Annotated in this window: 17 protein-coding genes; 3 read left to right on the top strand and 14 right to left on the bottom strand. The window is 50.6% G+C overall.

Annotation, left to right across the window (positions count from 1 at the left end):
- Window positions 1-135: 135 nt before the first annotated feature.
- Complete coding sequence (locus ACHA8N_RS06010) at window positions 136-540, bottom strand: hypothetical protein (protein WP_026832897.1); 405 nt, start codon at window positions 538-540, stop codon at window positions 136-138.
- A gap of 143 nt (window positions 541-683) precedes the next feature.
- Here ACHA8N_RS06010 and ACHA8N_RS06005 point away from each other — a divergent pair, with 143 nt between their 5' ends.
- Window positions 684-1,067, top strand: coding sequence for a hypothetical protein (locus ACHA8N_RS06005; protein WP_147511107.1), 384 nt, complete (start codon window positions 684-686; stop codon window positions 1,065-1,067).
- A 23-nt stretch (window positions 1,068-1,090) separates the two neighbouring features.
- On the opposite strand, the gene ACHA8N_RS06000 is transcribed toward ACHA8N_RS06005, so the two are convergent.
- Window positions 1,091-1,618 carry a hypothetical protein gene (locus ACHA8N_RS06000; protein ID WP_393965083.1) on the bottom strand — a complete coding sequence of 176 codons (528 nt, stop codon included), beginning with the start codon at window positions 1,616-1,618 and terminating at the stop codon, window positions 1,091-1,093.
- Between the two features lie 106 nt (window positions 1,619-1,724).
- Here ACHA8N_RS06000 and ACHA8N_RS05995 point away from each other — a divergent pair, with 106 nt between their 5' ends.
- Complete coding sequence (locus tag ACHA8N_RS05995; RefSeq protein ID WP_393965082.1) at window positions 1,725-2,303, top strand: TetR/AcrR family transcriptional regulator; 579 nt, start codon at window positions 1,725-1,727, stop codon at window positions 2,301-2,303.
- A 21-nt stretch (window positions 2,304-2,324) separates the two neighbouring features.
- On the opposite strand, the gene ACHA8N_RS05990 is transcribed toward ACHA8N_RS05995, so the two are convergent.
- From ACHA8N_RS05990 to ACHA8N_RS05935, 12 genes are all read right to left on the bottom strand, one after another.
- On the bottom strand, window positions 2,325-3,638 hold the full coding sequence (locus tag ACHA8N_RS05990) for an MATE family efflux transporter (RefSeq protein ID WP_393965081.1): 1,314 nt from the start codon (window positions 3,636-3,638) through the stop codon (window positions 2,325-2,327).
- Window positions 3,635-4,387, bottom strand: a complete 753-nt coding sequence (locus tag ACHA8N_RS05985; protein WP_393965080.1) for an ABC transporter ATP-binding protein — start codon at window positions 4,385-4,387, stop codon at window positions 3,635-3,637. Before ACHA8N_RS05985 ends, ACHA8N_RS05990 begins: the two co-directional genes overlap by 4 nt.
- 17 nt (window positions 4,388-4,404) lie before the next feature.
- Window positions 4,405-5,115: an ATP-binding cassette domain-containing protein gene (locus ACHA8N_RS05980; protein ID WP_393965079.1), complete on the bottom strand. Its 711-nt coding sequence runs from the start codon at window positions 5,113-5,115 to the stop codon at window positions 4,405-4,407.
- Window positions 5,116-5,117: 2 nt separating this feature from the next.
- Entirely contained in the window at window positions 5,118-5,903 is a 786-nt protein-coding gene (locus tag ACHA8N_RS05975) for an ABC transporter permease (protein ID WP_393965078.1), read from the bottom strand.
- The gene (locus ACHA8N_RS05970) at window positions 5,900-6,838 is read right to left on the bottom strand and encodes an ABC transporter permease (RefSeq protein WP_393965077.1); all 939 of its coding nucleotides are present in this window, start codon (window positions 6,836-6,838) and stop codon (window positions 5,900-5,902) included. The genes ACHA8N_RS05975 and ACHA8N_RS05970 overlap by 4 nt, the downstream gene beginning before the upstream one ends.
- Before the next feature lies 1 nt (window position 6,839).
- A complete protein-coding gene (nikA, locus tag ACHA8N_RS05965) occupies window positions 6,840-8,363 on the bottom strand; it encodes a nickel ABC transporter substrate-binding protein (RefSeq protein WP_393965076.1) in 1,524 nt (507 codons plus the stop codon).
- Window positions 8,364-8,520: 157 nt separating this feature from the next.
- On the bottom strand, window positions 8,521-9,435 hold the full coding sequence (locus ACHA8N_RS05960) for a methyl-accepting chemotaxis protein (RefSeq protein ID WP_393965075.1): 915 nt from the start codon (window positions 9,433-9,435) through the stop codon (window positions 8,521-8,523).
- Window positions 9,436-9,603: 168 nt separating this feature from the next.
- Window positions 9,604-10,362 (bottom strand): SDR family oxidoreductase, encoded by a 759-nt coding sequence (locus tag ACHA8N_RS05955; RefSeq protein ID WP_393965074.1) that lies wholly within the window; start codon window positions 10,360-10,362, stop codon window positions 9,604-9,606.
- A 155-nt stretch (window positions 10,363-10,517) separates the two neighbouring features.
- Window positions 10,518-10,961: an Asp23/Gls24 family envelope stress response protein gene (locus tag ACHA8N_RS05950; RefSeq protein ID WP_147511117.1), complete on the bottom strand. Its 444-nt coding sequence runs from the start codon at window positions 10,959-10,961 to the stop codon at window positions 10,518-10,520.
- A 47-nt stretch (window positions 10,962-11,008) separates the two neighbouring features.
- Window positions 11,009-11,215: a DUF2273 domain-containing protein gene (locus ACHA8N_RS05945; protein WP_026832910.1), complete on the bottom strand. Its 207-nt coding sequence runs from the start codon at window positions 11,213-11,215 to the stop codon at window positions 11,009-11,011.
- 15 nt (window positions 11,216-11,230) lie between these two features.
- Entirely contained in the window at window positions 11,231-11,773 is a 543-nt protein-coding gene (gene amaP / locus ACHA8N_RS05940; RefSeq protein WP_147511118.1) for an alkaline shock response membrane anchor protein AmaP, read from the bottom strand.
- A gap of 291 nt (window positions 11,774-12,064) precedes the next feature.
- Window positions 12,065-12,505 carry a hypothetical protein gene (locus ACHA8N_RS05935; protein WP_393965073.1) on the bottom strand — a complete coding sequence of 147 codons (441 nt, stop codon included), beginning with the start codon at window positions 12,503-12,505 and terminating at the stop codon, window positions 12,065-12,067.
- A gap of 108 nt (window positions 12,506-12,613) precedes the next feature.
- On the opposite strand from ACHA8N_RS05935, the gene ACHA8N_RS05930 reads away from it, so the two are divergent.
- Window positions 12,614-13,342, top strand: a complete 729-nt coding sequence (locus ACHA8N_RS05930; protein ID WP_147511120.1) for an SDR family oxidoreductase — start codon at window positions 12,614-12,616, stop codon at window positions 13,340-13,342.
- Window positions 13,343-13,374 lie beyond the last annotated feature (32 nt).

Here is a 13,374-nt window from a genome sequence, read left to right as displayed (position 1 = left end):
TTCGATAGTCGGAATAAATCGAAAGACATAGTTTCAGCACTTTTACCCTCTCAATTTACCACATATTAGCAAAGGACGGGAGTGGGCAACAAAAAACAGATGCCCGCCACGCGGGCGTCATCTGTTTGGTCGTGCTTAGTTGGCTTTTTTTAAGATGTTGAGTAACCACTTCTGAAGATCCTTGCCACCTTCGTAAAACGAACAATCACGGAGTTCGATCGTATGTCCACCCGCTTGGATCAGCTCGTTAAACGTGTTTCCGAGATCACGGTTCTCCCATTGACGCTCATCATTGAGATACTTGAAACCGAAGTTACACTCAACGTTGAAGATGATATGGAACGGTTCCTTAAATGACTGGACGGCACGGATCATCTCGAGGAGAATCATCCGCTTGGGTGTTGATTTTTTGAACGTATCGATGACGGTTGTCCGTCGTCCGTGAAATTCGACGACGCGGACGGCGCGTCCTTCATCCGCTTTGAAGTCGTAACTCGTCCGAATCGAGACGATGATTTCGCGTTGATCTTGTTGTTGCATCGTATACCACTGCCTTTCTCTCGATTGAGTATACCATCTCACTCCACTTGTCTTGAAGCGTTATTTCGCAATTGGTCCGAAGAATGATTGAAACCTCCTATAATTTGGCTTATAATGAGAAATATGCTGAAAGGAGCTTGATTGTGAAACCGTTATTTTCCATCGTTTTAACTGTTTGCTTACTTTTCACAGGGTGTTACTGTACGCTCGACGAGCAGACAGACGGCCCACACTTCAAGTCGCGTGCGCGGACGATCTCAAAGTACCATACATTTGACATCGAGTTTTCAAAAGGACTCCGTCCGGACCAAGTCTCGGACCGGACTGTCACGATTACGGACTCGACCGGCGAGCGGATGCAGACGGAACTTGAAATCATCGACGGTAAGGAACTCCGAATCAAACCGCCTCGTTCAGGCTACCAAAAAGGACGACGCTATATCATCCACATTCGGGATTCAATTGATGCACGAAAACAAATCAAAAGTAATACGATAAAAGAACGGACCTTCACTGTTGATCGTTAAACAGGAAGCTCCGTTCTTCTTTTTTAGTCGGCGCGTTTTGGAAACAACATGTAACTGAAGGCAATCAGTCCGTCGACGAGGAGGACAAGGAACCAAATTTGAATCGTTTGCAGCAAGGCTTCGGTCTGTTTGAAGTCTGCAATCCAATAAATCATCCCGGCTAACAATACACTTCCAATGACGAATGCCGTCAAGTGGCGAAAAAATCCCTCGCGTTTTCGCTGCGCCTTTGGGCGGACATCGCGTGCGACATCTTTGCGCAAGACGAATCGTTGATACGTCTGGTCCGCCCATGCAATCAACGATTTACCGAAGGCGAGTGAGACAGCGATATAGATGGCGGCGACACCATGAGCCCAAGTTGCTTCCGTCCCCTGTCTTAAGTCATAAACGGTCAAAACAAGCAAGACAAGATCAATGACCGGCGACATCGCCATCAGGCGCAGACCAAGTCGTTTTCGCCCCCACCCATAGCGGACGATCAGTCCGGCAAGGATGAAAACCCAAAACATGATTTCACACACGATGATGCCCCATGCAATTCCGTTCATGTTGACTCCTCCTTTTTAATACGGATGTATTATAAAAATACCACATCCAACTCCGGTTGCCTATCGTTTTAATACATTTGTATTAAAAAAATGGTATACTAACGTCATGCCAAAACAAGTCGATCACGAAAAAAGACGACGCCAAATCGCAGAAGCGACCTGGCGTCTCATATCAACAGAAGGAATTGAACAAGCGACCGTCCGTAAGATTGCCCAGGAAGCCGGTTTATCGCTTGGTGCATTACGGCATTACTTCGCAACTCAGGACGAGTTGCTTCGCTTTTCGATGGAACTCGTCTCGGAACGGGCGCAACAACGGATTACCACCATCTTCGAACAAGGAGGTCCGCCGCAGCAAGTCTTGCTCGATGTTTTACTGGAAGTGTTGCCGTACAAAGAAGAATACCAGCTCGAAATGAGTGTGTGGTTTCAATTCATGATGGCGGCCTATCGTTCCAAAACCGATACCGGCACGGACGATTTGTTTCGGATGTGCCTCGTCCTGCTCGAACGATTGCCGACAGGTACGTTACGGGATGGAACCAATGTTCGGCTCGAAGCGGAACGATTGGCGGCACTGGTCGACGGTCTGGCGTTTCATGCCTTATTCCGACCGGAACGGTTGACGAAAGACCGCTTGAAGACGATTTTGGTCCACCACCTGAACACCATTTTCCAGTCATGACGACACCCCGCCGCCCTCCCCTCAGGAGCGGACGACGGGGTGTTGTTTGTGTACCCGGCGTTCTGCCAGGTGAAGCGATCCGGAACGCATCAGACCAAAACCGATGAAGGCGAGCCAAACGCCGTGATTGCCGATCCAGTTGATGGACAGCAACAGCACGGCAAACGTGATGAATCCTTGAATCATCGAGTTCCGGACCGGTTTCGCTTGGGCGCGTCCGGCGAACACCCCTTCATACAGCATCGCAAACCCTCCGGTCAGCGGGAACAAGAGAATCCAGCCGTAGTAGGCACCGGCGACAATCAAAAGTTCCGGGTCAGCTGAAAACAAGCGGAGAAAAGGCTGCTGGAACAGAAACAACAGGAGCATGATGAGGACAATCGACGCCAGACCAAACTGCCGGGTCAGCCGGACACTTTGTTGATAACCCGCTTCATCGTTGCGTCCGCGCGCTCGTCCGACAAGAATCGTCGAAGCACTGCCGAGCCCGCCAAACCAGTACGCGATGACATACTGCATTTGCAACAGGATTGCATTAGCCGCCAGAATGTCCGGTCCAAACGACGCTCCGGTCCGGGTGAACCAGCCGGTGACGAGCAAAAGAAAAATCGTTCGGATGAACAAGTCGGCGTTGACGCTAAAAAACTGCCGGTAGTCCTGAAGGCGGAATAACAGGTGCCGATACGTCGGTTTCCAAATCAGTTGTCGGACAATAAAGGATAAGGCCAAGAACACGGTACAGACTTCGGCGATCAGTGTCGCAGCGGCGACGCCGGCAACACCGTAATCAAGACCGACCACGAAGATGACGTCCAGCCCAATGTTGATGATATTACTCACGATTTGAATCATCAGAGCCCGTTTCACCTGCCCTTGTCCAATCAGCCAACCGAGTACCGCATAACCGATCAAGACGAACGGCGCACCGTAAATCCGGTAATCGATGTATGTGTTGACGTCCGACAACAATGAGGCGGGTGCGGCCAACAGGTATAATCCGACAGATGCTAAAGGGGCGCGGCAGACAATCAAGATCAGACCGATCACCAGTCCCAGCAGGACCGGCCGGTATAAGGCAAACTGCAACGAGGTCTCATCGTGGTGGACACTCGCTTGGGCACTGAAACCGGTTGTACTGACTTTCAAGAATCCGAACAGCCAGTAAATCGTATTAAAGAAGACGGCGCCAAGCGCGATGCCGCCGATTGCCGCGGCATCCCCCGTCTGACCGATCACAATCGTATCCGTGACGCCGAGCAACGGCGTTAAGATACTCGACAAGATCAACGGATAGGCCAGCACCCCATACTGCCGGGCCGTAACCGGTGCCGTCACCACGCTGCCGCCTCAATGAACGCCTTGGTGTAATCAGGGCGGTTCGGATTCCGTTGCTCCATCGTATCGAATCGATCGATGATCCGACCATCCTGCAGCACCAGAATTTCGTCGCACAGGGCCGTCACACAGTCGAGCTGATGGGAAATGAAGACGTACGACATCTGCAGGGATTGTTTTAAGTCCTGCAACAAATCAATCATCTCACGCAAGGCGAGCACATCGAGTCCGGTCGTCGGTTCATCGAGAACGATGACGGCGGGCTCGATCGAAATCGCCCGGGCGATCGCCATCCGCTGCAATTGTCCGCCGCTGAGAGCCGCCGGCAGTCGATCGAGCAGGGATTCGTCCAGTCCGACAGCAGCCAGCAATTCGGCTGTCAGATGCTCTTCCGATTCATTTGAGAAATGGTTCAAGTCCGGTTGATGCAGACGATACGGTTCAAGCAGCGACCGACGCATCGTCCAATCCGGATTGAAGGAGCCGTGTGGATGTTGAAAAACGGCTTGAATATGCCGGCGCTGGGACCGCTTCGATCGTGTTGAGAACGGTTGTCCGAGCAACTGAACTTGTCCGTCGTCCTGCGCCTGCAGTTGTAATAACACCCGGGCCAACGTCGATTTCCCGCTCCCGCTTTCGCCGATGATGCCGAGGGAGCGACCGGCGGAAAGCGCAAACGTGACATCGGTCAGGACGGGGTGATTCCGGTAACGAACCGAGACATGCTCGACTGTCAATAATGCGGACATCTTCATGCCTCCTCTTGTCAGTGTCTGTTAATGTATAAATCTTGGGTATAGGGATGCCGGCTCGCGTGAATCGTCTCCGGAGTGACGGCATCGATGATGGTTCCCTCTTTCATGATATACAACGTATCCGCATAATGTAAGGCATGGGTCAGTTCGTGGGTGACGAATAGGACCGTCGCCGCCGTTTGTAGTTGGTAATTGCGGAGCCAGTCCAATAGTTGCCGGGTCGCGACCGGATCGAGGGCCGTCGTCAGTTCATCGGCTAAAAGGAGGCGCGGTTTCAGGAAAACAGCAAGGATGATCGCCATGCGTTGGAGTTGTCCGCCGCTGAGTTGATGCGGCAGACGGTCCAGTAAGTCGATGTCGAGACGGAATGAGCGCAGTAACGATTCCGTCTGTTCTTTATCGTAGGCGACATGATGTGCCCGGCACAGATCGCGCATCGTTTCCTTGATTGTCAAAAACGGGACAAAGGACTGCTGGTAGTGTTGCGGAATGTAGCCGATCTCCCGTCCCCGCACCCAGTCCTCCCCTTCTGCAAACGTCACCGTTCCACCGACCGACAGCGTTTCCGGTACCAATCCGAGCAAGTGTTTCAGCAGGAGGGTTTTGCCGCTTCCGCTCGCACCGATCAGACAGATGAATTGATTGGCCGGAAAATCGACGGTGATGGCATGCAACAACGGCTTGACCGGTGCCGTGACCGTCACGTGATGCAGTCGAATCATGTTCATGCTCCTTTCTTTGACGTCTGCTGTTGCAGACGGCGGTTCCACCACATCGAAGCACTGACCGTCAGGACGATACACCATCCGGGCCAGATCATGAATCGGGGGGCCGCCTGAAAATACGGTCGGGCTTCATTTAACATTGCTCCCCATTCGGGTACGGGAGGCTGGACACCCAAGCCGATGTAGGAGAAGGCGGACAAAAATAAGATGATTTTTCCGATGTCGACACTCATCAACACACGGACTTGCCGCAGGACGGGCCATAACAGATGGCGCCGGACGATCATCGCATCCGATAATCCGTTGACCCGTGCCATCCAAATGTACTCGGATTGTTTCGTCGACGAGACGATTGTTTCCGTGAGTCGGGCATAGGAAACCCATTTAATCAATAAGATGGCGAGGACGAGACTGTTGATTCCGGCACCTAACAAACCCGCCAAGACGAGAGCGAGCACCGTATCCGGGAAGATGATCAGACTTTCTTCGATCCGGTGAATGATCCGTTTCAACAGACCGCCGTAATAACCGGCGAACAGTCCGAGAACCGTTCCGACGGTTGCCGTCAACAACACGGTCACGCCGCTGAACAAAAAAGAAATCACTCCCGCCAGAATCAAACGGGCCAGAAAATCACGTCCCAAGGCATCCGTTCCGAGCCAATGTTGCATCGAACTCGACGCGAGGCGTTGCGTGACGTCCGTCGTGTAAGGCGAGTGGGTGCCGAGATAGATCAGCAGAATCCCAATCCACACGCTGAGGATGAACCAATGCAGTCGCTTCATCTCACGTCACTTCCCCGCCAATCGGGACGCAGATGTTGCGTCACCAGTCGCATGATCACGTTCAGCGTCACGATGATGGCCGTCGTCACCAGGATATAACCTTGAATCAGCGGATAATCCCGTTGCAAGACGGCGTCGACCATCAATTTCCCGACGCCCGGATAGGCGAACAGGACTTCGAGTACGACGACGCCACCGGCCAGGCTGCCAAGCGATAAGGTAAAGACGGCGAGGACCGGGGGCAGACTCCCGCGAAAGGCGTATTTCCAAAAAATCGTCTGTTCGGAGATCCCGCGGGCGCGGGCAATCTGAATGTACTCTTTTGCCAGTTCCGTCTGTAGATTGACCCGTAACAGCTGGATGTAGACACTGGCCAACGCCAAACTGAGCGAGACAGCCGGCAAGACGACGGATAATGCTCCGTCCCGCCCCATGACGGGGAACCACGGCAGACGGATGGCAAACCAATCGGTCAAGACGAGCCCGATCCAAAAGCTCGGGACAGCCGCACCAATCAGGGACACACCGTCAGCAGTCAGCCGGACGGCGTGACGGTTGGAACGGGCACTCCATGTTCCGAGCGGTACGGCGAGGAGCAAGGCAAGCACCAAACCGCTTCCGGCGATTTCAAAGGTTGCCCGGTAACTTTCTGCCAACATCAACAAAACCGGCCGTCCGGTCATGAACGATTCTCCAAGGTCGAGTCGACCGACCCGGCTCAGCCAGTCGATATACTGCGCCAGCAACGGTTCGTGAAACCCGAGTTCCCGGCGGACCGCCTCGATTTGTTCCGGTGACGCACTTAATTCGTCGATATTGAGCAACGTCAAGACAGGATCCCCCGGTAAGAGACGTAAGAGCGCAAAACTGCCGAACGTCATGAAAAACAGAAAAAACAGGGCTTCCCCTGTTTTGCGGACGAACAGACGTCTCATGTCACTTCACCTCAAGCTGATTCGTGATCATGTAGTATTCGCTTTTTTCCGTTTTCCAGCCTTTAACGTGTGCCTTGTCGTAGGCGACGAGCGTCGAGGGATGGAGTAAAAAGCTGTTCAGTTGCTTGGCATCAACCTCGCGGGCAATCTGTTCAGCGAGGACATTTCGTTCTGCGGGTTTGACGGTTTGCTTCAGACGATCAAGCTGTCGTGTCAGTGACGGATCGTTGACACCACTAAAGTTCAATCCCCCCTGCGGATGATACGTCGCATTCAAGTAATACCCGGCATCTCCCCGCGGTGCCGTCAAATTGCTGTAGGTCGCAAGATCCCAGTCCCGGTGACTGCTCATGTATTCTTCCGGCACGTCAATCTGCTTGATCTTGATCGTCACTCCGATTTTCTTCGCGTCATCCTGCAAGACTTGGGCAATCAACGGTAAATCGGGTCGTGCCGAGTAGGTCAGCAACGTCAACGTCAACGGTTGACCGTTTTTTTGCATTTGACCGTCCTGCAACGTATAGCCTGCCTGTTTTAAGTAGGAGACAGCCGTCCGCTGTGTCTGTTTTTCGTATGTCGGCGCAAACGGAAACGACTGGATGAACGGACCGGTCGCGACCGTCGCATATCCTTGCAGGACGTGATCGACCAACTCGTCCCGGTCAACTAACGCATCGATGGCTTGGCGAACGGGCAACGACTGCATCGGTCCGTTCGAGACGTTCATCGTCAGTTGATGGACACGGAACGTCTCCACCGCCTCGACCGTCAGTCCTTTGTTCTTCAGCTGATCGACGGATTCGACTTCCGGTCGATAGACGACATCGGCTTGTCCGGACTGCAACGCCATCGTTCGTGCCCCGGCGTCCTCGTTGAATAAAAAATCAACGCTCTCCAGTTTGGCCCGCTCGCCCCAGTATCCGTCAAACCGTGTCAAGTCAACTTTTGTCCCGGGAGAGAAGTTGCTTACGGCAAACGGACCGGTTCCGACGGGTTGTGTATCAATCCGTTTCGCATCGATATCAATGATGGCCGTGTTCGGATTGACCAGTTCCGAGATGAACTCGGGATAAACCGTCCGGGTCTCAATCAGCAGATCTGCGCCGTCAACGGTGATGGATTTGATGTTTAAGGCGTTTTTGACGCCTGCATTCTCGCGGATTGACCGCTCTAGTGAAGCTTTGACGGCGGCAGCATCAAGCGGCTCCCCGTTTTGAAATTGGATGTCTTCTTGTAAAACGATGCGCCAAACGGTCTGACTCTCATTCGTCCAGCTTTTGGCAAGCCACGGCTCGATTGTCAGCTTGTCGTCGTCCAGACGGACCAAGGTCTCCGTCACGCCTGCCCGTAACGGGACGTAACTGCTGTCACGATGCGGATCGAGGGATAACGTCGCGAAATTGTAGACGAACGTCAAGTGCTGATCTTTCGGGGAATCGGTTGCCGGACTGCATCCGCTGAGTAATACCGTACCGATGGCGACGGTCACGAACGTCTGTCGTGACCACTTTTTATATGTAAACATTTGTGTTCCACCTCTATTTCGGAATAATTACGTTTTACATCATATCGTAATCATTCCGATTTAACAACACTCTTTTCACCATGAACAAAAAATCCCTTTCAGATCTTCCTGTTAAAAAAGATACGCGAAAGGGAGTATGGATTGTATACTGTTCATTTTACAAGACGCGGACAAAGTCCTTGGCTTGCCGTTCAAGTTGTTTGGCAGACTCGGCCAACAGATCAAATTCATTGACGGTCTGCTCGAGTTGCCCGCTGCTCGTCTTGACCTTGGACGAAATTCGCTCAATGCTCGTCGAGACGGCTTCGATTCGTTTGACGATGCCTTCAATGTTCTCTTTCACTTCTCCAATCGATTGGGAGACTTTATTTGATAAGTTTCTGACTTCGGTTGCGACGACGTTAAATCCACGTCCGTGTTCACCCGCCCGTGCCGCTTCGATCGCGGCATTCAGGGCAAGGAGATTCGTCTGGGCGGCGATTTCCCGGATTGTCTTGACGATGTCTGTGATTGAATCGGCTTCCTCTTGAAGCTGCACAAGGTTTGCTAAATTTTCGATTGATTCCGCTTCGACTTGCTGGACGGTCGCGAGGACGTTGAGTCCGTCCTGACGACCGCTTTCAGACTTAATGGTCAAGAAAGCTGAGGTTTCATTTAATTCCTGAGCCATCCGCAACACGTCCTGTTGCCGGACCGTGATGTCGGTCGCGATTTTCGATACACCGACGACACGCCGACCGTCGTCGGAGAAGATGGGCATATAGGTCGCTTCCAGCCACTTATGTTGTCCATCGGCAGCCTTCCGTTCGATTTTATCCTGATAGGTGATGCCTTGCATCAACTTTCGCCAAAACATCTCATATGCCGGGCTGCTTGTATATTCGGAGAAACAGAGATCACGATGGTACTTACCGATTAACTCATTGACTTCATATCCCATCGTTCGGGCAAACAGCTCGTTGACATAAGCGACTTTGCGCCGGTCATCAAAACGAATGATGGCTAAGTTTTGTTCGATGGCACGAACGACTTGTGTATCCGTGATCTGAGTTGCTTGATCTTGCATCGACATATCCGTCCCTCCCTAAAGTTACACTTGCTTGTCAGCATAATGCTTACACTGTCTTATTATCCCTTCTAATGTCTAATTCCTTCCAAAATAAACCGAATGCAGTAAATAATTTGTCGGATTGTACGTAAAAAGAGGTCCCCTCGTTTAAGGGAACCTGAGGGAAATTCTTCAATAAGCGCTCCAACCGCCGTCGGCGACGACAATCGCTCCATTGACGAAACTGCTTTCTTCCGACACGAGGAACAGTGCCAGCTTGGCAATTTCTTCTGGCTGGGCCGTCCGTGGGTTTAAGCCCATCCCGAGCATCGTCCGTCCCATCCCGAATTCGTTGATGTGCGTCATCGATTGACCGATGTTTGTCTCGACCGCTCCTGGAGCCATCCCGTTACAACGGATTCCTTCGTTCGCATAGAGATAGGCTGTGTTTTTTGTCAATCCGACGACGGCATGTTTTGACGCCGTATAGGCGGCTCCAGCCCGAGCACCATTCAGTCCCCCGATTGAAATATTATTTAGAATGACGCCGTGCCCTTGCTTCTGGAAAATGGGAACGGTCAACCGCATCGTCCGCATGACGGCTGTCGTATTGATGGCGAAGACTTGGTCCCACCGTTCATCCGTGATATCTGCGACCCCTTCCATTCCATCCATGATGCCGGCATTGTTGACCAGAATATCCAGTTTTCCGTAAGTGGTGAGGGTGTGATCAATTAAATGTTGAACCGCAGTCACATCAGACACGTTGGTTTCCATTGCAAGTGCCGCTCCGCCACTCTTCGTAATCGTTTCGGCAACTTGTGTTGCTCCGTCACCGTGAATATCCGAAACGACGACACGTGCCCCTTCTGCCGCAAACAATTCTGCCATCGCTTTCCCCATTCCGGAAGCGGCTCCGGTCACGATGATGACTTTTTCCGATAAACGCATGATTCCTCATCCTTTCCGATTGGATTTAGTCCTGCCTTATTCTCTTCCCGTTTTTCGTTCGGACAGTCGTTGTACTGGATGGCGATTTGGTAAACATTCTCTCAAAGAAGCACAAAAAACAGGAACCCCGTTTTAAGAGTTCCTGGTCGTTTCGATTATTTTAATTCGCGATTCGTTTTCTCTTCGGCAGCATCATTATTTTTACTTTTCGCATCAAATTCAGCACGTGTCATCACGTCTTCGACATGCATGTTGACTTCGACGACTTCTAGTCCTGTCATATCCCCGATTGCTTTTTTGATTTTCGCGACCGCTTCTTGGAAAATCGATGGAATGTTTTTACCGTATTCGACGATGACACGGAGGTCAAGCGCGACTTGACGTTCGCCAACTTCAGCACCGATACCTTTTGTGATGTCTTCCGTGCTGCGCAGGCGATCCGTCAAACCGCTCATGAATCCACCACTCATTGATAAAATGCCTTGTACTTCATTTGAAGCAATCCCGGCGATTTTTTTAATGACCTGATCTTCGAACGTTAATTTGTTTGAACGTACCTCTTCAGTTTGTCCAGTTGTGTTTAATGATTCGTTTGCCATTTGAAATCTCTCCTTTTGAATAAAGTATAAGGTGTTTTATATATGAATCAGTCCCGGTTAAAGAACTGAATCCATCCTTCAATATCGAGTGCCCCGTCCCGCCATTTCCCGATCAAAAAACCGATTGCAGTAAAGACGAGCAGTAATAATGTAGGTCCGAAACCGATCGTCAGGAACAGAACCGCGATCACGAGTCCAACAAGACCGCCGATTAACCGGAACCGGTACGGATACAACTGTTCTTTCGTACTCATGTTCAATTCCTCCCTTTAGACGACACGTTCCGAAGTTTTCGTTTTCGTATCACTGATTTTGACTTTTGTACTGCTTACCGGCAACTCGAGCAACGATTCGACGGCATGTTTGGCACGCTCTTGAATATCTTTACCGATTGTCGGTAATCCTTCTTTCCCAAAGACAGAACAATCGATTGTTAAGGCGACTGTCTCTTTCTTTGAATGAATGTCCGCGTGGACACTTGGTGTCCGGACTCCACTGATGCCTCGAATCGACTCGAGGGCTGTTCTTTCAATGGTCTCTTTCGAAATCGTAATATTGCCATCTCCTGTCCGGATCAACAACCGTTGACCTTTCGAGCGGCTGAGCAATCCGGTGAATAAGAGAATAACGAATACGAAAGCTAAAAATCCACCAATCGAGAGAACCGTATAGCTGTACCATTGTTGATCCTGCCATTGTTCGAGTAACGGGCTGAGTCGCGGAACATCGTAGACGCCGAGGACCAGTAAGCCGACACTCACTAACCCGAGCAGACCGATGAGAACGAGTAAGAAACGATTGAACCCATTCATCTTCATCTCTCCTTTTAAATAACGTTGTAAAATACTTTCACATAAGACTTTCTCTAGCTGAAATATTATGTGTATGGTGTGTTTATTCCCGTTCACTAGACCTTAAAACATTTAATTGCACTTTCTTTTGAAGTTCAATTATTCTGAAAATTAAGCTTTGATTACTGGTCAATCCAGTGTTTTATCTACTATATTTAACAAAAAAAGCCCCTTTCACCTGAAATAGAGGAAGGAACTTTTGTGTTTTTTACGATTCGTACGATTTAACATGTTCTTAATGCTCTGTCAATATCATTTTACCCGGACGGAAAATGCAACGTTTCCGTCTCCTTGCTTCCACCACCCATACACATGATAGATATAAAGACCTTTCTTGTTCGGTGCGGTTAACTGTTCGTTCTTCAGTTGAACGGTTTTGTTTGTTCCTTCCTTCAACCACTGTTCTATCTTTGTTCGTTGAGGCGTCGGACCGTCGTTAAAAGCAACTTTAATGATCGCACCCGGTTTGACCACAATCGCTTTTTGTTTTGCCGTCATCTCGAGCGGTGTCGAAGACGTGAGGTCAATACATTTGCTGTTTAACAGGCTACGCCAACAAGACGATCCGCTCGTCACGTCGATGTCCGTCCCGTTGACGGAAACATCCGGTTCAGGCGGGGCACCGCGAAACGGTTCAACATATAAAATCAATCCGACTACCAATAAGAGAACGAGCCAAAATCCTTTTCGCATCGCTTTTGTCCTTTCTGTCTTCGAAACTGTCCCTTCGAAGTTTGTTCTTCTATAAAACAGGTTAATACTCCTAAGGTCGAGATAAAAAATATACAGGAGGTTTTTTGCATGATTGAAAACAAAGTCGTCATCATTACAGGAGCATCAAGCGGCATAGGGGAAGCCACTGCCAAGTTACTGGCAAAACAAGGTGCGCAACTGGTACTCGCAGCACGCCGGGAAGATCGTCTGAAAACCTTGCAACAGGACATCGAACAACTGGGCGGTAAAGCCGTCTACCAAGTAACGGACGTAACGGACGCGTCGCAAGTCGATGCGCTCGCAAAACTCGCACAAGATACGTTTGGTTCCGTCGACGTCCTCGTCAACAATGCCGGCTTGATGCCGCTGTCGAAATTGAATAAAAATAAACAGGATGAATGGAACACGATGGTCGACGTCAACATCAAAGGCGTCCTCTACGGTATCGGTGCCGTCTTACCATATATGCGGAAACAACAACGAGGTCATATCATCAACATCTCTTCTGTTGCGGGACACGATGTCATGCCGTCGAGTGCTGTTTACAGCGGGACGAAGTTTGCAGTCCGTGCGATTACGGAAGGACTACGTAAAGAAGAATCGGTCGAGAACAACATTCGGGCGACGATCATTTCGCCAGGAGCGGTCGATACGGAATTGAAAGATCACATTACGGATGAAGAAATTAAACAAGGCATCGGCAACTTAAAAGCAATGGACGCGGATGCGATTGCCCGTGCGATTGCCTACGCCGTCAATGAGCCGGACGATGTCGCGGTGAATGAGATCTTAATCCGTCCGACTGCACAACAATGATTCAAAAGGAACACCGCCTGCTTGGGCGGTGT

It is taken from the genome of Exiguobacterium sp. S22-S28, from assembly GCF_043359615.1.
In the GTDB taxonomy this organism is placed as follows: domain Bacteria; phylum Bacillota; class Bacilli; order Exiguobacteriales; family Exiguobacteriaceae; genus Exiguobacterium_A.
Note: the sequence above shows the minus strand (reverse complement) of the source record. Positions and strands in the feature narration are given on the sequence as shown.